This is a genomic window from Rhizobium sp. CB2179, assembly GCF_057653455.1.
Genome location: NZ_JBYGKR010000003.1, coordinates 119,959 through 137,772, shown reverse-complemented (window position 1 = coordinate 137,772; position 17,814 = coordinate 119,959). Strand labels below are relative to the sequence as shown.

Sequence of the window (17,814 nt, the reverse complement as noted above, 5' to 3'; positions counted from 1 at the left end):
GTCGCGGCCAGTGAACTCATGAATTGTTGACAACCGCCGAGCCTTTTGGCCATGTGAGCCGATGGATTCGTTGCCGGAAATAATGATTGCTCTCCGCGCTGCGCGGTCACTTCTAGGACTCAGTCAGGAAGAGCTGGCTGACGTCGCCGGGGTGAGCCGACAAATTGTCGTGCGGATCGAGAAAGCGTAACCGCCCGATTGCTACCGCGGCGATTTTGCTTTGATGCGAGCGACGAGCAGCTCGTCGTCAACAAAGCTGTCGAGGAAGTCGTTCCATTCTTGGGGTGAGCGGCGGGCATCTTTGAGCATCTGCTCCAATTCGTCCATGCCGTCGTCCGTCAGTGCGGTCACCGATTCGTCGTCTCCGGTGTACACGGAGATGATGCTGCCGTAGCTCAGATTATCATCGTTGGAGACAATTGCCTGAAGAAGCTCCGGGTCCTCTTCGAGGATTTCGGCAACAAATTTGATCGTACGGACGTAGGTGACTGTCGCCATCAGGCTGCCTTCGCGTCGATTGTGGTGATCGCCGACCAGTTCCACGGAAGCAATTCGTCTAACCGATTGATCTTGTGATCGTGGATGCGATCGAGCACGTCTGCCAGATAGGCCTGCGGATCAAGACCATTCATCTTTGCCGTCTCGATGATCGTCATGGCGCGTGCCAAGGTCTCCGCTCCCGTATCGGCTCCCGCGAAGAGCCAGTTTCGTCTTCCCACGCCTATCGGACGCAGTGCCCGCTCGGCGGCATTGTTGTCGATCGCAACGCGACCGTCTTCGAGGAACAGACAGAGCGAAGACCATCGGCTCAATCCGTAGCGGAAAGCTGTCGCCAGATCGCTTTTGCCCGGAATGCGCGTGAGTTGAGCTTCAGCCCAGTGGCGGAATGCATCGGCCTTAGGCTTGCTCTGCTTTTGACGCGCAGCAAGACGGATCTCAGGAGGCTGCCCATTGATGCCACGCTCGATGTCGTAAAGCGCTCCGATGCGATGAAGAGCCTCTCGCGCGATCTCGGACTTGTTTGATGTCCAGATATCGTGGAAGTCTCGTCGCCAATGAGCCCAGCAGGCGGCTTCCTTGAAGCGAGATTCTCCCTTTTCTCCAGGCGAGTATAGCTTGCCATATCCTTTGTAGCCGTCAGCCTGAAGGATGCCGCTTGATTGCTTGAGGTGGCGGTGGACGTGCTCTTCTTTCCAGTCAGGAGCAAAATAGTAGACTGCACCGGGCGGGGAACTGCCTGCCCATGGACGCTGATCGCGGACATACGTCCAGATCCTGCCCTTCTTCACACCCTTGCCCAACCCCTTGTCTCGCAGCGAGCGATCCAGCACCCTGATCGGGGTGTCGTCCGCATGAAGCAGGTCACTTGCCATGACCGCCGTTTCGATCCGCTCGATGAGAGGCTGCAGAACCTGCATGGCGCGACCACACCAATCAACCATCGTGCTGTCGGGAATGTCGGCGCCCATGCGGGCGAAGATCTCGTTCAGACGGTACAGTGGCAAATGGTCGTCGAACTTCGAGACCAGAATGTACGCCAAGAGGCCAGCGCCGGCCATGCTGCCCGGTATCGGGCGGCTGGGTGCTGCCACCTGCACCATTTTCTCGCAGCAGCGGCAGGACTTCTTCAGTCGAGCAACTTCGATGACTTTCATCTGCGCGGCGATCATGTCGAGGATTTCGCTGACGTCCTCACCGACAAGACGCAATTCACCTCCGCATTCCGGGCAGCAGGAGCCAGGATCGAGCTCTCGGCGCTCGCGAACCGCCTTGTCCGAGACGCGTGGGCGCCGGCGCATGATCTTTTCAGACGTATCCGCCAAGGGAACCACAGACGCCGCCTCATCAGGTTCATCGATTGGCGCCGTACTGCCTTCAGCGGCGGCGATCAACAGATCCTCAAGCGCCAGTTCCAACTGCTCGATTTCACGCTCAATCTTTTCAGACGACTTGCCGAAGACCTGTTTCTTCAGCTTGGCAATGCGCAGCCGCAGCGTTTGGATTAACTGATCATGCGCCTGCAATGTGGCCGACATCTTCGCGTTTTCCGCCTGCAAAGCGGCAATCATTGCCTTGAGAAAGGCTGGATCGTCCGGAAGATTTGTCGTCGCGCTAGACATGATCCTGACTACCACGAGACAGGATAAATTTCCATAAAAACCAGTGGTTTCAGTGGGATAAAATCACCCGACACGGGCCGGTGGCGCACCCCAATCAGGACGACGCCAATCGATCCCTTCCCACAACATCGCCAGTTGGGCCGACGTCAGCCGGGCAGTCCCGTCGGATGCCGAAGGCCAAGGAAACCGCCCCTTCTGCAAGATCTTGTAATACAGGCAGAAGCCCTGGCCATCAAAATACAGCAGCTTCAAACGATCGCCACGCTTGCCGCGAAAGGCGAAGACCGCGCCGCCAGTCGGCTTCTGACGCAAAACATCCTGCGCAAGCGCGGCAAGGCCTTCTACTCCCTTGCGCATATCCGTGATCCCGCACGCAAGATACACCCGAACGCCGGTCCCAGGCCCAATCATGCTGCTTCCACTGCCCGGATAATCTGCGTCAGGACATCGGGAGCCATAGAACTCTCGAAACGAAGCGTGCGGCCGCAGATCAATCGTAGCTCAATCATCCCGGAGCAGCTCTCCCTCAATTTAGGGGCATCGTTCTGCACGGCATTCAGATCGACGGGAATGAACAATGCATTCGAAGACACCGGGAGCAGCCCCTTCTTCTTGAGCTCGCTACGCCAGGCGTATATCTGCTGCCGCGTTACATCATGACGATGAGCAATCTCTGTGATCGTGGCTCCAGAAACCCCAACCGACATGACAATCGCAAGCTTGTCTTCTTCGCGCCACCGCCGTCGACGTTCCTGCCCAAGAATTTCAACGCGCATCGCAATCCTCGCCTAAGACACGTCGCTAACGACGTCGTTAAACACGTGTCTTAGGCCATCAGGGCGCTAGGCGGCAGGCGGTTCCAATCGGGCGGTTACGAGAAAGCGGATGGCAGCGTCCTGGTGGATGCTGTGACGAAGGTACGTGTCGCACTGGAAACGCAGGGCATCATATTTCTTGACGGCAGCCGTGATCATGGGCCCGGAGTGACTCTGTCGAGAAAATTAACGGAAGAAAGCAGTGCGGCGCTTTCCGTCGCCACATAAACGCGACCGCCTATCAGGCAATGCGTACTGTGACAGCATCAGTAACCGATCTCAAGGCACCATGTTGGCGTCAAGATTCAAAATAGTTATCACGCCCTCACCCGGTATCCGAAAGGACTGTTCGAATATCTCGTATCGCTCGGCAGCCCAGTTGTCGAACCACGCATCCGCGCCGATGCGCCGAGGAAAGCCTTCATCCTTCGACAGCGGATCATGCAGTAGCTCGAAGGCGAAGCTTTCGGGGTCGAGATCGTCTTTCGGCTTCCAGTATCCTGGTACTCCCGCCGCTGGCTTGTGCCAGCTCTTCCCCATGACGCCGTGGTTCACCATGATCGCCGTGGGATAGTTTCCGCTGTCGATCATCCTGATCAAGGTGGCAGTCAGGCTGGTGTTGAATGCGCCGGCCACGGCTTTCAATGCCTTCAGGTCAAGCTTCCGATGCTGCTTGCACTCGTTCTTGAACATAGGCCAAGGCATCAGCAGGTCGGCGGCATACTGATCCGCGGCACGCTCGACCGGATTGGCTCGAGAAAACTTCCCGATATCCGTCGCCCGGCACGCAACTGTCTCGCCGCGATGGTAGGCCCAGTGTCCAAGCTCGTGCGCGATCGAGAACCGTTCCCGCTGAGGCATACCGCCCGGATTTACCGAAATAATGCCCTTGTTGCCCAGCCCCGTGATCATCGCTTCGCAGCATTTCAGGCAGCGGCGTTTTACGCGTAGCCCCACGTAAAAGGCTATGGCTTCAACATCGATGTCTCGTGGCTGGATGATCCCGAGTGACCGGAGAAGCGAATCCGGTGACAGGTTTACGGGTATCGGGTCAATCCTTGGCATCGTCTGCGTCTTCTTCGAGCTCGGCAAGATCTTCCAGGATCGCATCGAGGTCACCATCCATGGAGCCGTCGCCGAACCTTGCGGCCAGAGTGAGGCCCGCTGTCGCATCGCCTTGCTTGGCGCGCTCGTAGAGTTTCCTCGCCCGTTCGACGCTCAAGTCACTCGCGATGCCTTTCATGTTGCTGGCGAACGCCCCTGTCCGGGCGCGCTCGAAGCGGGCTCTCGCGAGTTTAATCGCTGCATCTGCGAGAGCATCCTTGACCATCTGAACATTCGCCTCATCCTCCGGACTAACCGGGTTGTCATCGGATAAAATGAAGTCGATGAAGCTATCTATCGCGTCCTTCTTTTTGTCGGTCATCAGGGCCGTCCTTCTTTCGCCGAGCATCCGCTGGCGAGCTTTTCAATGTGACGGTTCATCCGGGTGCGCAGCGCCTCGAGGCGCTTGGCGTCCACGCCGACGGCATCCTGCAGGTCCTTCCCACGCAGGCCGTCTTCGATGCCCATCAGTAGCATTTCCATTTCCTCGTCACCCGCGAAGTGCGCCTGCAGCTTCGACATGGCGTCTTCCAGCTCTTCCTTCCGCGCAAGCTCTTCGCTGTCGTCGTTCGCGGCCACCATCGGGAGCTCTTCGGTCTTGACGACGGCGAAGCCCTGCTTCAGCCGAACAATCTTCCTCTTCTCGGATATCAGGTAGTTATCGCCCCTCAGGCTCTTCATAACCCCGCCGACGAAAACGAGAAACGGTAGCGACCGGGGCCACTGCCTTCTACCGTCGGCGATCCTGATGAAGGATTCGTTGATGAGTTCCTGCGGCGGAGCGTATCCGTCCGAGCTTGCTAAGAAGTTCGCTATCCTGCCGAGCTTGTTCAGATCGGTATCAGATAGCGCCCGGAACGCGGCAATCGCCTCGTCCGCCGAGTAGTACTGTTCTCCAGGCTGATCCACCTGTTCCTCCGCATCTTCTGCCACATGTGTCGACCTCCTCCATGATCTCCACTCTGTTTGCGCACTGACATGCGGATTCCGACAAAACTTTTTCCATGTCGGAATCGAGAGGCTCCTCCGCAAACAGAGTGGACATCCCAGTCCACCCTTCAACAGTGAGGAATCACAGACCATGACTATCGAACACCACGAACCGCCCGGCGACAAGCATGCGACCATCGAAATCGCGGGTATTGATCTCAACTTCCAGGGTTTTGATCCCGAGACCCGCACGCCCACCGGTGGTAAGCTTGCCAAGCTCGCAGGATTCAACTCCGACCAGCGTCCGTATGTCTTCCAGTGGCGCAATGACGGCGATCTCGAGGAACTCCGCGATCAGGAGGAAGCCGACCTGCGTAGCGGCACGAGGTTCATCGTTGCGGTCGCCGACGGCACCAACCGCATCGCAATCGAAGGCGAATCCTTCGACTGGCCCGCGGATGAAATCTCCGGTGCCGTCGTCCGCAAGCTGGGCCGCATCCCTTCCGAGCGTGGCCTGTATCTTGAGCGCACTGACGAACCCGATCGCCTGCTTGGCGACGATGACGTCGTCAAGATCAGGAAGAACGGTATCGAGCAGTTCCGCAGCGGCAAGCCGCAGACCTGGGAACTGAACGTGCAGGGCAAGAAGATCGTCTCGATCACTCCTGTGATCTCGGTGGTGGACGCGCTCACCCGTGCAGGATTCGATCCGAATGCTTGGATCATCATCCTCAAGATCGCGGGTCAGCCCAAGCGCCAGCTCTCCGTCGGTGATGAGATCGATCTCCGCGCGCCGGGCATCGAGAAGGTTCGCCTGACCGCGAAGGACGTGAGCAACGGGGAGGCGCGCGTTGCGCCTTCCCGTGACTTCGCTCTCCTTGAAGTCGACGAAGCCTACCTCGACGGTCTCGGCTATGCTTGGGAGACCCGCAGCAGCGACGGGCACCGCTGGCTGATCATCCGCGACTACCCCGTTCCCGACGGCTACACTGCCAAGGCCACCACGATGGCTTTGATGATCCCGCCGACGTATCCCCAGACCGAAATCGACATGTTCTACGTCTACCCGCCTCTCCAGCGGGTGACTGGTGGTGCGATCCCCGCAACGGAGGCCACCCAGACCATTGGCAGCCGGCCGTTTCAGCGCTGGTCGCGCCACCGCGGCAGCGTTGTTCCGTGGAATCCTCAGCACGACAACGTCGTGACCCATCTGGCGCTTGTAGAGTCCTCGCTCATCAAGGAGGTCGGCGAATGATGCCCGCTATCACCCTGGCACTGGCCGGGATCACACATTCGAATCTCAAGGGGCATCTTCTGTCCGACGGGAACGAAGCTGCAGCGATCCTTATCTGCGCTCCCTCGCCCGGACCTCGTGATCGACTGGTTGTTCGGCAGGCCATCCTTGTTCCGCACGACGCCTGTCCCCTTCGCAAGCCGGATGCACTTGTCTGGCCCGGTTCCTATATCGAGGACGCTATCGATATCGCCGACCCGGAAGCACTCGTAATCATCCTGCTGCACTCGCATCCGGGTGGGTGGTTGCAGTTTTCAGATGTCGATGATGAAAGCGACCGCCGGGTCATCCCGGGCCTTTTCCAGGCATTCGGCGACCGCCATGGCTCGGCGATCATGACCCCCGAAGGCGCAATCCGTGCCCGTCTCTATTCGTGCGACATGGGAATGCGCGCTGTCGATCTCGTGACGATAGCTGGCGATGACATCGTTTACTGGTGGAACGACGGCATCGAGAACGCTGTTCCACAGGGTCGAGTTCTTCCCTTCACCGGATCGATGACCCAGGAGCTCGGTCGACTATCCGCCGCAGTGATAGGTGTGTCCGGCACCGGTTCCATCGGTGCGGAGGTAGTGGCACGGCTTGGATTCGCCTCGGTGACACTCGTCGACCCCGACAAGATTGAGAAGAAGAACCTCAACCGCATTCTCAATTCGACTTCAGTGGATGCAGCGCGCAGCCGGCTCAAGGTCGAAATGTTCTCGCAGGCAATTGCGGGCCACCGCGGTGACGGGGTCGCGGTTTCTGTCGCGGATACACTTGGAACGCGTGAAGCGATCGAGGCTGTCGGGCAGTGCGACGTCATCTTCTGCTGCGTCGACAGCAAGGAGGGTCGTCAGTACGCCGATCTGATCGCCTCCGCGTTCGTCATTCCGCTGTTCGACGTGGGAGTCACGATCCCGACGTCTCTCGACGGCGGCAATGTCGCCATTGCCGATGTCAGCGGCCGCATCGACTACGTGCAGCCTGGCGGCTCCACCCTTGCCGACCGTAGTGTGTACACGCAGGAAAGCCTGCGCGCCGAATACCTACAGCGCACCGACCCCAACGCTTTCCGTGCCGAACTTGAGGCAGGCTACATCAAGGGAATCCTTGAGGAGGCGCCGTCGGTGATCACGCTGAACATGCGGGCGGCATCTGCCATGATGAACGAGTTCATCGCTCGAGCCTATCCGTTCCGACAGGAAGCCAACCGCAACTATGCGCGCGTCGCGTTCAGCCTGGCGGCCTGCGACGAGGATCATTTCTCGGAAGACGATTTCGAACGTGGCGACAACGCGCTTCTCGGTCGCGGCGCCGCCGAGCCGCTGCTTGGGCTGCCGCTCTTCCGCAGACCACGGAAGGACGCGGCATGAATATCATGAGATGGTTTCGCCGCATCTGGGACAAGTACGGACCTGCCCGCCGCCTGGTGATCGTCGACGGAGACGCGCTGCCTGACGTTCTTCCTGCCCGTGATCTTTTTTTGACCCGCGATGACGGTGATGACTGGAGTGTCGGCATGCGGTGCCCCTGTGGCTGTGGCGAACGGATCGAAATGATGATCCTTGAGGGCACCCTCCCGCGGTGGGACATCAGCATCAACGAAGTCGGGCGGCCTTCGCTACATCCGTCGGTTTGGCGGAAATCCGGGTGCAGGTCTCACTTCTGGGTTCGCGAGGGGCGTATCCTTTGGTGCGAATAAGCGCGTAAGGCGCGCCCGGACTTACCAAACGGGGAGGAAACAATGTCAGACAGAAATTCCGCCGCTCGACACCATCTACCTTAAGGAAGCGTTGCGCCGAATGATCAACCCCACATCGACGCTGTTGCCGTGGTTCGAGAAAGTTGCATTTTGGATGTAAAAGGGCGAAGCCCGGCCCGATGGCGGATCGCTGGCTTCTTGAGCTTCTCAAAGCTATGGACGAAGTGAACCGGACTTCGCGCTTATGTGACGACCTAAAGAAGCCACTGCTTTTTTCCACCTACGAGCGAACCAAAATCAGGATTGATCGAACCAAAATTTGGACTGATAACTCTTGAGAACCGGGGCGTGAGAGCCTCGCTGTACCGCGCCACGGGCACCATTAAGCTGCGTTTCCCCGTACGTCTCGCTCGATCCTTAGGCTACCATGGGCGGCGGCGTCACCAGCCACAGCAATAAGTCGATGTCGTTGATCGACCAGAATGCCAAGGACACGTTCATATTGGATGCGCAATATCTTGACGACTTCATTCTCCAGAGCAGCGGGTAACGTCGTACCGGCTACTTCCTCGACCGCAGCAAAGAAGATCGGTGTTTTGCCCAGGCCGTAAGATGCAACCAGTCGCCGAGCAATTGCAGTTGCGCGTTCCACGTCACTACCAATAAGTCCTCCTGATCCCAACGACCGGTCAGCGAAAACGGTAGCTTCCGCTGCCATTCCAGCGATTGCGACCGCAATTCTGTTAAGAAGGGTGGTGTCGGTGGGAAGGTGGTCGTCGACAAGGTCGTAGGACGTTTGTCCGCCGGCATATGAGGTTGCAGTTGGGTCGAACGATTCCTTGATTTCGATTGTGGCAGATGTCGCATAGCCGAGTGCCAGCGAAATCAATGCATGTCCGGCCTCGTGCACGCCGAGGCGGAACAACTGTTGCGGCGTGTACTTTCGCTTTTCCGGTATTTGCGCTTGCAGGTCGCGTAGATCAAGTTCGCGACCCTCGTCCCTTGCTTCTTTCCGCGCCGTTCCCACCAACTCTTCCAGTGCAGCAGGCGACCTGCCTTCGAGACCGTTGCAATCTCGATCAAGGATTCAGGTGGCATGCTTACCCCGGTATGGCACCGAAGAATCTCCGCCCTGGTGGCAGCATCGGGAGGCGTCAGTGTTAAGGCTTCGACATCGCCCGCTGCACTGTCGCTCGGCTTATGAGGGTGATGGGGCTGCAGGGCATCATTCGCGGCAAGCCGATCCGCACGACGATCAGTGACAAGACCGGCCCATGCCCACTCGACCGGGTGAACCGACACTTCTGTGCGCCAGCGCCAAACATGTTGTGGCTTTCAGACTTCACCTATGTGGCGACGTGGCAGGGCTTCGTCTACGTGGCTTTCGTCATTGACGCCTTCGCTCGCCGCATCGTCGGTTGGCGGGCGAGCCGGACTGCCCATGCGGGCTTTGTGCTCGATGCCCTCGATCAGGCACTTCATGATCGGCGGCCCATTCACCGCGGCGGCCTGGTTCATCATTCCGACCGCGGCTCGCAGTATGTGTCCATTCGCTATTCTGAGCGGTTAGCGGAGGCAGGCATCGAGCCGTCTGTCGGAAGCGTTGGCGACAGTTACGACAACGCTCTCGCCGAAACGATCAACGGTCTTTACAAGGCCGAGGTCATCCACCGGCGAGGACCGTGGCGAAACTTCGAAGCCGTGGAATTCGCCACGCTGGAATGGGTAGATTGGTTCAACAACCGCCGCCTTCTGGAGCCCATCGGCAACATACCGCCAGCCGAGGCCGAAGAACGATACTATGCCATGCTGGACGCACCGGCCGTGGCCGCATAACTTAAACGAAATGGCCTCCGGCAAACCCGGTGCGGTTCAAATGCGTTTGCGTGACATGCTCAGGGGACCGAGGCTGGGTTCGTTGTCGTTGTCAGGTTCCAGGTTCTCGTCGCCGTCCATGAAGTCGAGAATGCCGATCAGATCCTCAATACAGGCTTCAATATTCGCACGATGGTTGACTCTGGCGACGATGCCGAGTTTTTCGGCTTCGCTCATTGAGCCAAGTATATGCACCAACCGCGAGATGCGCATGGTCACACCTCCTGACGAGGTGAAACGGCCGGCCGTTCGTCGCCCACGACGAGAACGAACTGAACCTTGTGGTCGATCACATGACGCCATGACAGCCCGGGGTGCAGCTTGGCCATTGCCTCGGTGAGGGCTTTTGCGTGAAAGCTGGCAAGTTGGGCCGGAGTTGCCTCCGCGAAGAAAGCATCCCAGTCGAAAGCCTTCATTTTAGCAGGAGTTGCGGCCGCCGGGATGATGGCGGTCACGGCTCCAAGAAGCGTTCGCCTGCTCAGTTTCGGCAACCCTTCGGCGGCTGCCAGAATCGTTTCGTTCGGCATTATCGTTTCCTCTGCTCAGGTAATTTCTATGTGCATATTAACTACCGACCAGGCGCGCTTAAGCACCTCGCGCCAGTTATGGACGAGCATGGAGAGTTCTCCGATTTTGGATGTGAAAATGCCGCTCGGAGGCGGCTTGGCTTTTTAGCGCGGCAGCGCATCAAATGATGTCAGGGAGGTGGGGTAGCCAAGACTCGACATCTTCGCCCTTCGCCATATTTCCTTAACACCATCAAGGAGGGAAATATGTTTCGAGCACTAGCCGTTTCTCTATCTGTCAGTGCCACAGCTATCCTGTGCCAGCCGGTTTTTGCAGCTGACATGATCGAGGGTTATCGCCCACCACCGGCTACGCGCCACGTCGTTTACCACCCTAAAAAGGTGTATGTCAGGAAGACCTTTCACGAGTGCGGTCAGCTATTGGTGGAGTACCGCCCGCCGTACCGTCCTCACACGGAGATTGTTACCATCTGCCATCCACGCAAGTATGTCCTTACCCGATACTGACGGCCTGGAAGGCCTACTTCATAGTTTTTTTTTGTGAGGAGTTAAAATTGCTGAAGGACGAAACACGTATGACAGTTCTCCTCGCCGTCGGCATCGGGGGCGCTTTTTTGATAGCCATTCGATACGGTATACACGCCGGCTATTTGACCCCCTGACGGTTAGAGAGAAGCCGCGGCCGCAAAAATCTGATCGATCTGCTGCGACGCGAAGCCCATGGCCGCGAAGCCGGCCGCCAACATTGGGTTGTCCTTGACGAAGGTGCCGCTGTATTCGAAGGCGTCCTGGGTCTCGCCATCCTGCTGCGCCACCCATGCCTTGACCTGGTCGAGGAGGCCGGAGCGCCGAAGCATCAGGCGGAATTGTCGCGCCGATACCGACGACACGATGGGCGGGGCATTCCGAAACGCGACAACTGCCGGATCGTCATCAGACAGAAATTCCTCCGCCCTGCCCTCCTGCAGTTGTTCGAACACGCTATCGATTGCGCCGTCGTCCGATCGAGACACATAAGCCATTATGAAATCCTCCCGCATGGGAAATAGAACCCGTCGTTCCAAACCCAGATGCCACCAGCACCTGCCACGTATCGAACCTGCCTGCTGGTGTTCGTCCAGACATCGCCTCCCCCGACCGCAAAGCCGCTTGCGACCTGCATAGTGCCCACGTTTCCACCCGAGTCATTGCCACCAGCGACAAGCACACCTTTGGCCGGGTCATGGACGAGAGCGGAGTTGGTCGTGGCGCTAGATGAAAACATCAGTCGGATTTTCGCCTCGACTTTCGCACCATTGGGTACCGAAATCGCCAAGAGTGCCGAGGTCGTCGAGATGGCGACGTTTGTCGCTTCCCGTATCGAAGCCTTCCGCGAGATTGTTCGCAAGCCGCTCGCCCTGCCCTGCCTGCCGCGCCATCAAAGCTTCAGCAAGCGGCTGCCGGTTATCATGCGGAACACGCGCGGAAGTCGACATCAGCCGCTCACCGGTGAATGCGTCGATATCCGAAGCGGCGACGTTCATGCGCCAACGCCTTCATTCGCTCGCGAAGCTCATGATCATCGTCGCGCCTGGTCTCGTAACGGACCGTCATTCGGCAAAAACCAATGGCTTTACACGCCCGCCGTTCGCTCATCTCATGATGGCTCATCAGATGCGCAACAGCTTTCCGCTTGGCCGCGGGCGTCACCACTTCTTTCCCAAAAGGTCTTTCAAGGCAGCATTGTCGAGCATCGCATCCGCCAGAAGCCGCTTCAGCTTCGTGTTCTCGTCCTCAAGCGTCTTCAGCCGCTTGGCCACGGACACCTCCATGCCGCCGAACTTCTTCCATTTATAGATGCTGGCATCGCTGACGCCATGCTTGCGGCAAAGCTCCGAGACCGGCGTGCCTGCCTCGTGCTCCTTCAATATGCCGATGATCTGTTCGTCTGTGAAACGATTGCGCTTCATCCTCTGGTCCTCTCAAGGGCCAGAGCTTACTTCAAAATGGATTATTTCAACGGGGCAAGGTCAGGTGAATTACTATCCCAGCCGTTATACTAAATGCCCTGGTTGCTCCTGTTGGTTTTTGCTGGCGTCCGCATCCTCGTTTCCCAACGTCGGGCAAGCCTCGAAGTGCCTCCTACCAGCTTTTCGCGCCCGGTTTCATAGCCGGCAACAGCAACGCGAATGCCGGTTTGTTGTCGTCTGCGTTCTATTTTCCTGAAATCTTCAACGGTGTAAATCCGATCTGCATTCGCTGCGGGTTTTCCTGTCTCAGCGTTCGAAGCATTTCCTCGTATTCTCGCTCGACCTCGGGTGTTACGGACGGTCGAACTTCTTCGAGTGCTTTAGCGAAGTTCGCGCTTGTCACGATCTCGGCGTCGATGGACTGACGAAGCGCGATCAGGCCGGCCCTACGTGTCAAGTCTTCCAGATCAGCGCCAGTAAAGCGTTCAGTCTTCGCCGCAAGGTCATCCAGGTCCACGTCAGCGGCGAGAGGCATCTTCTTGGTGTGAATTCCAAGGATTTTCAATCTCGCCTTGGTATCAGGCACGGGGACATACACAAGCTCATCGAACCGGCCTGGCCGCAGCAGGGCTGGATCCAATAGGTTGGGACGGTTGGTGGCCGCCATGACAACGACCCCCTGCATGTCTTCCAAGCCGTCCATTTCCGCCAATAGCGTATTGACCACACGCTCTGTGACCGCAGGCTCTCCGAGGCCACCTCCTCTTGCAGGGGCTAGGGAATCGATCTCGTCAATGAAAATTACCGTCGGAGCGACCTGACGTGCTCGTTCGAAGAGGCGCGACACCTGCTGCTCGGACTCGCCGTACCACTTTGACAGCAAATCCGAGGATTTGGTCGCGACAAAATTTGCCTCGGCCTCGCGGGCAACCGCCTTTGCGAGCAGCGTCTTGCCCGTGCCCGGAGGACCAAACAGCAGAAAGCCCTTGGCGGGTCGAATACCCATCCGTTTGAATGACTGTGGGGCGCGGAGGGGAAGCTCCACCCCTTCCCGCAACTTCATTTGTGCGTCATCTAGACCGCCGACATCCTCCCAGCGCACATTGGGTGCCTGGATCATGATCTCGCGCAACGCAGACGGCTGAATTCGCTTCATTGCAGACATGAAGTCGTCGTGCGAGACGATAAGCTTTTCAAGGATCTCAGGCGGGATGCCTTCCTTGAGATTTATATCGGGCAAGACCCGCCGTAGGGCATCCATTGCGGCCTCTCGCACGAGAGCACCGAGATCTGCGCCGACGAAACCATATGTCGTCCGTGCTATTTCATCAAGATCCGCATCTTCGGTGAGCGGCATGCCGCGTGTGTGGATTGCGAGGACTTCCCTCCTGCCATTTTGGTCCGGCACACCGATGACGATTTCCCGGTCGAAGCGACCCGGCCTGCGTAGAGCCTCGTCAATGGCGTCGCGCCGGTTCGTTGCACCAATGACAACGATATTCTGACGCGGTTCCAGGCCGTCCATCAACGTCAGCAATTGCGCAACGATCCGTCGCTCGACCTCTCCTGTGACCTGTTCCCTCTTCGGAGCAATGGAGTCGATTTCGTCGATAAAGATGATTGATGGTGCGTTTTGTGATGCTTCCTGAAAGACCTGCCGAAGACGTTCTTCGGATTCCCCGTATTTGCTCCCCATAATCTCAGGGCCGGCGATGTGAAAGAAATTCGCCTCAGTTTCATTGGCGACCGCGCGAGCGAGCAGCGTCTTTCCGGTGCCGGGCGGCCCGTAAAGCAGGACACCCTTCGGCGGATCGATGCCAAGGCGTTGAAAGAGCTCGGGGTGGCGCAATGGAAGCTCCACCATCTCGCGGACTTGCTCAACCGAGGAGCCTAGCCCGCCAATATCGTCGTATGTTACATCCGCCCGCCGCGCCTCCTTGGGCTCCTCGTACTGTGGTCGCAGTTCCACAACGGTCTGCTCGTTGACTTGCACAACGCCGCGGGGATGTGTCGAGACAACCACCAGCCGGATTTCCTGGAGGCCATAGGCTTGAAGCATTCGGGGGTCTCGGCTCCTCTGCTGGACCGAGGTCGAGACCACATCCCCCGCGACCATCGGCTGACGCAAAAAGACGCGCTGCAGAGCATCGCCCGATCCTTGAAGCACAAGGTTCTTCTGAGCTGGTGCCAGTACAATCCTTGCGGCTGGTCGGGCCTCAGCTTTTCGAACTTCAATGTGGTCTCCACTCGTGGCACCAGCGTTCACCCGCTGGAGACCGTCGAGACGGATGATGTTCAGTCCCTCGTCTTCGGGGTATGGTCGCACGGCCACAGCAGCCGTGTGACGCTTGCCAACCAACTCGATTAATTCCCCTTCGCTCACTCCGATTTTGTTCATCGCTGCCGCTGAGAGCCTGGCTATCCCCGTTCCCGCATCTTGGGGCCGAGTATTTGCAACTTGTAGCGTGAGATCGTCGGAAACAGACATTTGGGGTCCAATCAGCGTTTGATATCCAAGCCAAACCTAGTGCACGGAAAAGAAAGGCAAGCCTTAAGCCACGGTCGTCAGGAACGGACACAACGAGAAGACCTTCCGACGAAAATCAGCTGTTTGTGAAGGGAGAGGAACTACTTCTTGCCCGAAACGGCTCATGAATAAGGTTGCCACAGCGGCTTTAGGAGATTGGTGCATGCACCTGTCACGATGGAACGGGAATGTTGATCATCGCCCTGAAGATTACCAGGGCCGACCACGCGAAGCATCTTCGGACCTGCCAGGTCAGCTCGAACCCGTTCACGCAGGAGTTCGTCTGGGTCTCCGACTTCGCGAATGGTGGTGCTTGGGTCGTATCATCCCAGCCCGAAGATCCATGCGGTGTCGTCCAACTCTCTCGTATCGAGAAGGACCGGTCCGATACCTCGGGCATATTATGGCGGTACATCGCTCGGAAAGCGGCGACCAATCCATCCGGTACCGTGTTGCCTGGAATGATCTGCTCGGCAATCGACCAGGGGGATTACGACTGGATGAAGACGCGGTCGGATCACATGCAGTGCGAATTCGTCGAGTTCAGCCCGATCTGAATTGGCCTGTCAATGCACTGAGCTCGAAGATGGCGCGTTTACGCGCGTGGCGGCAAGCCCGACGTAAGTGCCGATCAGAACGGTCGCCATCTCCTCTACCGAGCGACAGTCCTCGTTGTAGAGCTCGATGGCGGCATCACGCAAGAACAAGAAGGCTGGATGACATGCATCTGGCGGATACGAGGATCGAGCACGAAGCTGGCGGTTGGAAGATCGATTTCATCGGAGATGACGGCGACGCCGTCTCTGACAAGGTCGTCGACGAACACGCAGTCAGCGCTGATGAAGCCCTTGAAAGAGCGAAGGCCGTGATGGTGCAGTTGACCGCATACGGAACCGGAGGTGGGGGCCGTAGCTTCAACACTCATGCGAAGCCGTCAGCAACGGCAATTTCGACGACGACGAACCGCTTCTGGACACCCGGCATTAGCTGGCGAAGGCTTCTCCCCTCCGATCCGACGCAGAACGGAAATCTTGTCGCGTTGCTCTAGCGGCACGTGATACCCCACTCAACTTAATGAGATTATTCGCCACAGCCGGAATCGTAAAAGGCTAGATAGTCCCGTTTGCCGGAAACGACTCCAGAGTTCTCGAAACAAAAGCGTTTCGGCAAGATGCGAAAAAGGTAGCGTTTCCCACAAACATCCGGGATGGCAATCGAGTAGCGGCGCGTTTCACTCGTTGCTGGAGCATCGGTCCATCTGCGGTGCCCCTCAAACGACACGTTGCGTATCAACAGGTAATTTTCTGCTGTGCGACTGACAACTACGCCAGGGCCTAAAGCAATGGCGGATTTGGATTCGTCCACGCCCGGGTAGTCGCTGATGTCGGGCGAAACTCTCGAATACGGTATGTCTTCCAGCTTCAGCGCAACGTCGAACCGTACATCGTCCCTTTCGGGGACCGCTCCGTATCCGTTCAAATATCTCCAAGTCAGCCTAATTGCGCTATGCTCGTTGCCGTTCACCGTCGGCTGGGAAGCGACAGAGAAGTCGAAGGGTACGAACGTGTCGATGCTCTCGCCTGGTATCGGGCAGCTTGTGAACAGGGGGCGGAAGCCGCAGATATCGCCGCCGCTTCCCCATGCGCATGCACTGAGCTGTTCCCATTCCGAAGCACTTAGTTGCCCCGACCCCTCTGAGAGTCTTCCGCCGTGATTTGGTAACATCCACGGCATGATCCCTCCCTCACCGAACTCGGATGCCCATTTTGTCCGGTGATCTCGGACCATTTGAAGAGCCGCCTTTTCCTGTGCGATCGCTACGGTCTGCCCTATTGTCGGGTCTCTGACCTTGGGGGACATCCCTGTTGCATCCGCGGCGAAACGCCTTCCGGACTCCAGCGTGGTCAGACTATGACAGGCAAAGCACGGGTGACCCTTTATCGCGAAGGCATTCGCGTTTCGCATCGCTCCCCTATGGGCGAAGGCATAGCCCGAGCCGATCACGCGAAACGGCGCGTCAACGTTGGCTACTCTGCCCGGGAAAAAACTTCCGAGACTGAACGCGGTGGTCCGCGCATCATGCCTGTCGCCCGAGAACCCCACTCGTGCCTGTTGCATATGCGGGTCGATGATCGCGGGTTTCTTGTTGTCATGGCAGGATACGCAGTTAACCTCAAACGTCTTGTCGTAAAGCTCTTTTGCCTCCCGCCTTCCCATTTCGTCCTGATACGATTGTCCGCCGGGCGGCGGAAAGCGCTCTGACCAATCGAAGACGCTGCGGTCCTTGCGCCCGTCGATAAAGGCTATCTCGCCTGTTATCTCGTTGTAGCCGATCGCGCTGTAGCGCGAGAAACGCGGATCGGTCTGCGTCCAGTAGGGTTGCGCATGGACTTCGAGATCGTCGGAGGACTTCCTGCAAAGGAACAGCCATTCTACACGGTTCCGTTTTACTCTGGCGATGCGGGAGTTCAGCCCACAGAATGTCACGCCGCCAGCGAGGGAGGGTTTGTCGCACTTGGCCACAGCGCTTGTCCATTTAACTATCTGGCCACCCGCTTCCCGGTGGGCGAACTCAAGCGGGGATCCGGGCTTGGCGACATTTGGTTCCACTCCGACCGAGTTTCCGTCGACCTCGAGGCCGAGTGATCTCGATTGCGGTCCCGCGCAGGCACCGTCGGGTATGGGTCCGAACACGGATCTCGCCTCATCTCCGAACCTGGTCACGGGATCGCTGCCGCCCGTCGCCGGGGCCCAAGAATAGTCACCATTCCACTTGAGCACGAGGTCATCGAAGAGCGCCGCGTCGCCGGGCAACGTCAATCTTGCCGACAATGATCCCGAGGTGACGGCGAAGACGTTTGTTTGCGACGTATACGCATCCTGGAACCCCAGTCTTACTGAGCCGACCTGGACCGCCAGTCCGATCAACGGAATTGCGAACAGTCGCCCCAAGTGCGTCATGGACGCGGCCTTTTCGAATTAGGTATCA

General features: G+C 58.0%; 19 protein-coding genes and 4 pseudogenes. 7 read left to right on the top strand and 16 right to left on the bottom strand.

Annotated elements, in window-relative coordinates; translation table 11 throughout:
- Positions 1–61: 61 nt before the first annotated feature.
- Positions 62–190, top strand: a complete 129-nt coding sequence (locus AC244Q_RS28990; RefSeq protein WP_487764160.1) for a helix-turn-helix transcriptional regulator — start codon at positions 62–64, stop codon at positions 188–190.
- Between the two features lie 11 nt (positions 191–201).
- Here the strand turns inward: AC244Q_RS28990 and AC244Q_RS28985 are convergent, their stop codons facing one another.
- The 7 genes from AC244Q_RS28985 to AC244Q_RS28955 form a co-directional block, all read right to left on the bottom strand.
- Positions 202–498 carry a hypothetical protein gene (locus tag AC244Q_RS28985; protein WP_003554972.1) on the bottom strand — a complete coding sequence of 99 codons (297 nt, stop codon included), beginning with the start codon at positions 496–498 and terminating at the stop codon, positions 202–204.
- Entirely contained in the window at positions 498–2,120 is a 1,623-nt protein-coding gene (tnpC, locus tag AC244Q_RS28980; RefSeq protein WP_012756396.1) for an IS66 family transposase, read from the bottom strand. Before tnpC ends, AC244Q_RS28985 begins: the two co-directional genes overlap by 1 nt.
- Before the next feature lie 63 nt (positions 2,121–2,183).
- Entirely contained in the window at positions 2,184–2,531 is a 348-nt protein-coding gene (gene tnpB, locus AC244Q_RS28975) for an IS66 family insertion sequence element accessory protein TnpB (protein ID WP_003554417.1), read from the bottom strand.
- Positions 2,528–2,896, bottom strand: coding sequence for an IS66-like element accessory protein TnpA (tnpA, locus tag AC244Q_RS28970; RefSeq protein WP_012756395.1), 369 nt, complete (start codon positions 2,894–2,896; stop codon positions 2,528–2,530). The genes tnpB and tnpA overlap by 4 nt, the downstream gene beginning before the upstream one ends.
- Positions 2,897–3,214: 318 nt before the next feature.
- Positions 3,215–4,000 carry an ImmA/IrrE family metallo-endopeptidase gene (locus AC244Q_RS28965; RefSeq protein WP_128408186.1) on the bottom strand — a complete coding sequence of 262 codons (786 nt, stop codon included), beginning with the start codon at positions 3,998–4,000 and terminating at the stop codon, positions 3,215–3,217.
- The gene (locus AC244Q_RS28960; protein ID WP_128408187.1) at positions 3,987–4,361 is read right to left on the bottom strand and encodes a hypothetical protein; all 375 of its coding nucleotides are present in this window, start codon (positions 4,359–4,361) and stop codon (positions 3,987–3,989) included. The genes AC244Q_RS28965 and AC244Q_RS28960 overlap by 14 nt, the downstream gene beginning before the upstream one ends.
- On the bottom strand, positions 4,361–4,972 hold the full coding sequence (locus tag AC244Q_RS28955) for a transposase (RefSeq protein ID WP_245460725.1): 612 nt from the start codon (positions 4,970–4,972) through the stop codon (positions 4,361–4,363). The genes AC244Q_RS28960 and AC244Q_RS28955 overlap by 1 nt, the downstream gene beginning before the upstream one ends.
- Before the next feature lie 148 nt (positions 4,973–5,120).
- Between AC244Q_RS28955 and AC244Q_RS28950 the strand changes: the two genes are divergently transcribed.
- From AC244Q_RS28950 to AC244Q_RS28940, 3 genes are read left to right on the top strand one after another with little or no spacing between them, the layout of a single operon-like run.
- Positions 5,121–6,224 (top strand): multiubiquitin domain-containing protein, encoded by a 1,104-nt coding sequence (locus AC244Q_RS28950; RefSeq protein ID WP_128408188.1) that lies wholly within the window; start codon positions 5,121–5,123, stop codon positions 6,222–6,224.
- A complete protein-coding gene (locus AC244Q_RS28945) occupies positions 6,221–7,618 on the top strand; it encodes a ThiF family adenylyltransferase (RefSeq protein ID WP_128408198.1) in 1,398 nt (465 codons plus the stop codon). Before AC244Q_RS28950 ends, AC244Q_RS28945 begins: the two co-directional genes overlap by 4 nt.
- Entirely contained in the window at positions 7,615–7,947 is a 333-nt protein-coding gene (locus AC244Q_RS28940) for a ubiquitination-like system serine protease family protein (RefSeq protein WP_128408189.1), read from the top strand. The genes AC244Q_RS28945 and AC244Q_RS28940 overlap by 4 nt, the downstream gene beginning before the upstream one ends.
- 382 nt (positions 7,948–8,329) lie before the next feature.
- Here AC244Q_RS28940 and AC244Q_RS28935 read toward each other — a convergent pair whose 3' ends face one another.
- Positions 8,330–8,974, bottom strand: coding sequence for an ATP-dependent metallopeptidase FtsH/Yme1/Tma family protein (locus AC244Q_RS28935; protein ID WP_164902428.1), 645 nt, complete (start codon positions 8,972–8,974; stop codon positions 8,330–8,332).
- 137 nt (positions 8,975–9,111) lie between these two features.
- Here AC244Q_RS28935 and AC244Q_RS28930 point away from each other — a divergent pair.
- Positions 9,112–9,783 (top strand): annotated as a pseudogene (locus AC244Q_RS28930) (IS3 family transposase); the annotation flags it as partial.
- Between the two features lie 36 nt (positions 9,784–9,819).
- On the opposite strand, the gene AC244Q_RS28925 reads toward AC244Q_RS28930, so the two are convergent.
- The 7 genes and pseudogenes from AC244Q_RS28925 to AC244Q_RS28895 form a co-directional block, all read right to left on the bottom strand.
- Positions 9,820–10,035, bottom strand: a complete 216-nt coding sequence (locus tag AC244Q_RS28925) for a hypothetical protein (protein ID WP_164902427.1) — start codon at positions 10,033–10,035, stop codon at positions 9,820–9,822.
- Positions 10,036–10,037: 2 nt separating this feature from the next.
- A complete protein-coding gene (locus AC244Q_RS28920) occupies positions 10,038–10,349 on the bottom strand; it encodes a hypothetical protein (RefSeq protein WP_012763484.1) in 312 nt (103 codons plus the stop codon).
- 665 nt (positions 10,350–11,014) lie between these two features.
- Positions 11,015–11,371 carry a hypothetical protein gene (locus AC244Q_RS28915; protein WP_128408200.1) on the bottom strand — a complete coding sequence of 119 codons (357 nt, stop codon included), beginning with the start codon at positions 11,369–11,371 and terminating at the stop codon, positions 11,015–11,017.
- Positions 11,371–11,700 (bottom strand): annotated as a pseudogene (locus tag AC244Q_RS28910) (hypothetical protein); the annotation flags it as partial. The pseudogene AC244Q_RS28910 and the gene AC244Q_RS28915, both read right to left, overlap by 1 nt.
- Positions 11,600–11,872 (bottom strand): hypothetical protein, encoded by a 273-nt coding sequence (locus AC244Q_RS28905; protein WP_128408191.1) that lies wholly within the window; start codon positions 11,870–11,872, stop codon positions 11,600–11,602. The gene AC244Q_RS28905 and the pseudogene AC244Q_RS28910, both read right to left, overlap by 101 nt.
- Positions 11,838–12,298: pseudogene (locus AC244Q_RS28900) on the bottom strand (transposase); the annotation flags it as partial. The pseudogene AC244Q_RS28900 and the gene AC244Q_RS28905, both read right to left, overlap by 35 nt.
- 244 nt (positions 12,299–12,542) lie before the next feature.
- Positions 12,543–14,786 carry a CDC48 family AAA ATPase gene (locus AC244Q_RS28895; RefSeq protein ID WP_128408192.1) on the bottom strand — a complete coding sequence of 748 codons (2,244 nt, stop codon included), beginning with the start codon at positions 14,784–14,786 and terminating at the stop codon, positions 12,543–12,545.
- Between the two features lie 227 nt (positions 14,787–15,013).
- Here AC244Q_RS28895 and AC244Q_RS28890 point away from each other — a divergent pair, with 227 nt between their 5' ends.
- Complete coding sequence (locus AC244Q_RS28890; protein ID WP_128408193.1) at positions 15,014–15,382, top strand: hypothetical protein; 369 nt, start codon at positions 15,014–15,016, stop codon at positions 15,380–15,382.
- A gap of 164 nt (positions 15,383–15,546) precedes the next feature.
- Positions 15,547–15,812, top strand: a pseudogene (locus tag AC244Q_RS28885) (hypothetical protein).
- A 93-nt stretch (positions 15,813–15,905) separates the two neighbouring features.
- On the opposite strand, the gene AC244Q_RS28880 reads toward AC244Q_RS28885, so the two are convergent.
- Entirely contained in the window at positions 15,906–17,786 is a 1,881-nt protein-coding gene (locus AC244Q_RS28880; RefSeq protein WP_128408194.1) for a hypothetical protein, read from the bottom strand.
- Positions 17,787–17,814: the final 28 nt, after the last annotated feature.

What these genes read in the sequence shown, in the direction of transcription:
- AC244Q_RS28985 (WP_003554972.1), bottom strand. Translation starts at nt 498, where the DNA reads ATGGCGACAGTCACCTACGTCCGTACGATCAAATTTGTTGCCGAAATC.
- AC244Q_RS28945 (WP_128408198.1), top strand. Translation starts at nt 6,221, where the DNA reads ATGATGCCCGCTATCACCCTGGCACTGGCCGGGATCACACATTCGAAT.
- AC244Q_RS28940 (WP_128408189.1), top strand. Translation starts at nt 7,615, where the DNA reads ATGAATATCATGAGATGGTTTCGCCGCATCTGGGACAAGTACGGACCT.
- AC244Q_RS28950 (WP_128408188.1), top strand. Translation starts at nt 5,121, where the DNA reads ATGACTATCGAACACCACGAACCGCCCGGCGACAAGCATGCGACCATC.
- AC244Q_RS28890 (WP_128408193.1), top strand. Translation starts at nt 15,014, where the DNA reads ATGTTGATCATCGCCCTGAAGATTACCAGGGCCGACCACGCGAAGCAT.
- AC244Q_RS28965 (WP_128408186.1), bottom strand. Translation starts at nt 4,000, where the DNA reads ATGCCAAGGATTGACCCGATACCCGTAAACCTGTCACCGGATTCGCTT.
- AC244Q_RS28915 (WP_128408200.1), bottom strand. Translation starts at nt 11,371, where the DNA reads ATGGCTTATGTGTCTCGATCGGACGACGGCGCAATCGATAGCGTGTTC.
- AC244Q_RS28895 (WP_128408192.1), bottom strand. Translation starts at nt 14,786, where the DNA reads ATGTCTGTTTCCGACGATCTCACGCTACAAGTTGCAAATACTCGGCCC.
- AC244Q_RS28905 (WP_128408191.1), bottom strand. Translation starts at nt 11,872, where the DNA reads ATGAACGTCGCCGCTTCGGATATCGACGCATTCACCGGTGAGCGGCTG.
- tnpA (WP_012756395.1), bottom strand. Translation starts at nt 2,896, where the DNA reads ATGCGCGTTGAAATTCTTGGGCAGGAACGTCGACGGCGGTGGCGCGAA.
- tnpB (WP_003554417.1), bottom strand. Translation starts at nt 2,531, where the DNA reads ATGATTGGGCCTGGGACCGGCGTTCGGGTGTATCTTGCGTGCGGGATC.
- AC244Q_RS28920 (WP_012763484.1), bottom strand. Translation starts at nt 10,349, where the DNA reads ATGCCGAACGAAACGATTCTGGCAGCCGCCGAAGGGTTGCCGAAACTG.
- AC244Q_RS28880 (WP_128408194.1), bottom strand. Translation starts at nt 17,786, where the DNA reads ATGACGCACTTGGGGCGACTGTTCGCAATTCCGTTGATCGGACTGGCG.
- tnpC (WP_012756396.1), bottom strand. Translation starts at nt 2,120, where the DNA reads ATGTCTAGCGCGACGACAAATCTTCCGGACGATCCAGCCTTTCTCAAG.
- AC244Q_RS28990 (WP_487764160.1), top strand. Translation starts at nt 62, where the DNA reads ATGGATTCGTTGCCGGAAATAATGATTGCTCTCCGCGCTGCGCGGTCA.
- AC244Q_RS28960 (WP_128408187.1), bottom strand. Translation starts at nt 4,361, where the DNA reads ATGACCGACAAAAAGAAGGACGCGATAGATAGCTTCATCGACTTCATT.
- AC244Q_RS28925 (WP_164902427.1), bottom strand. Translation starts at nt 10,035, where the DNA reads ATGCGCATCTCGCGGTTGGTGCATATACTTGGCTCAATGAGCGAAGCC.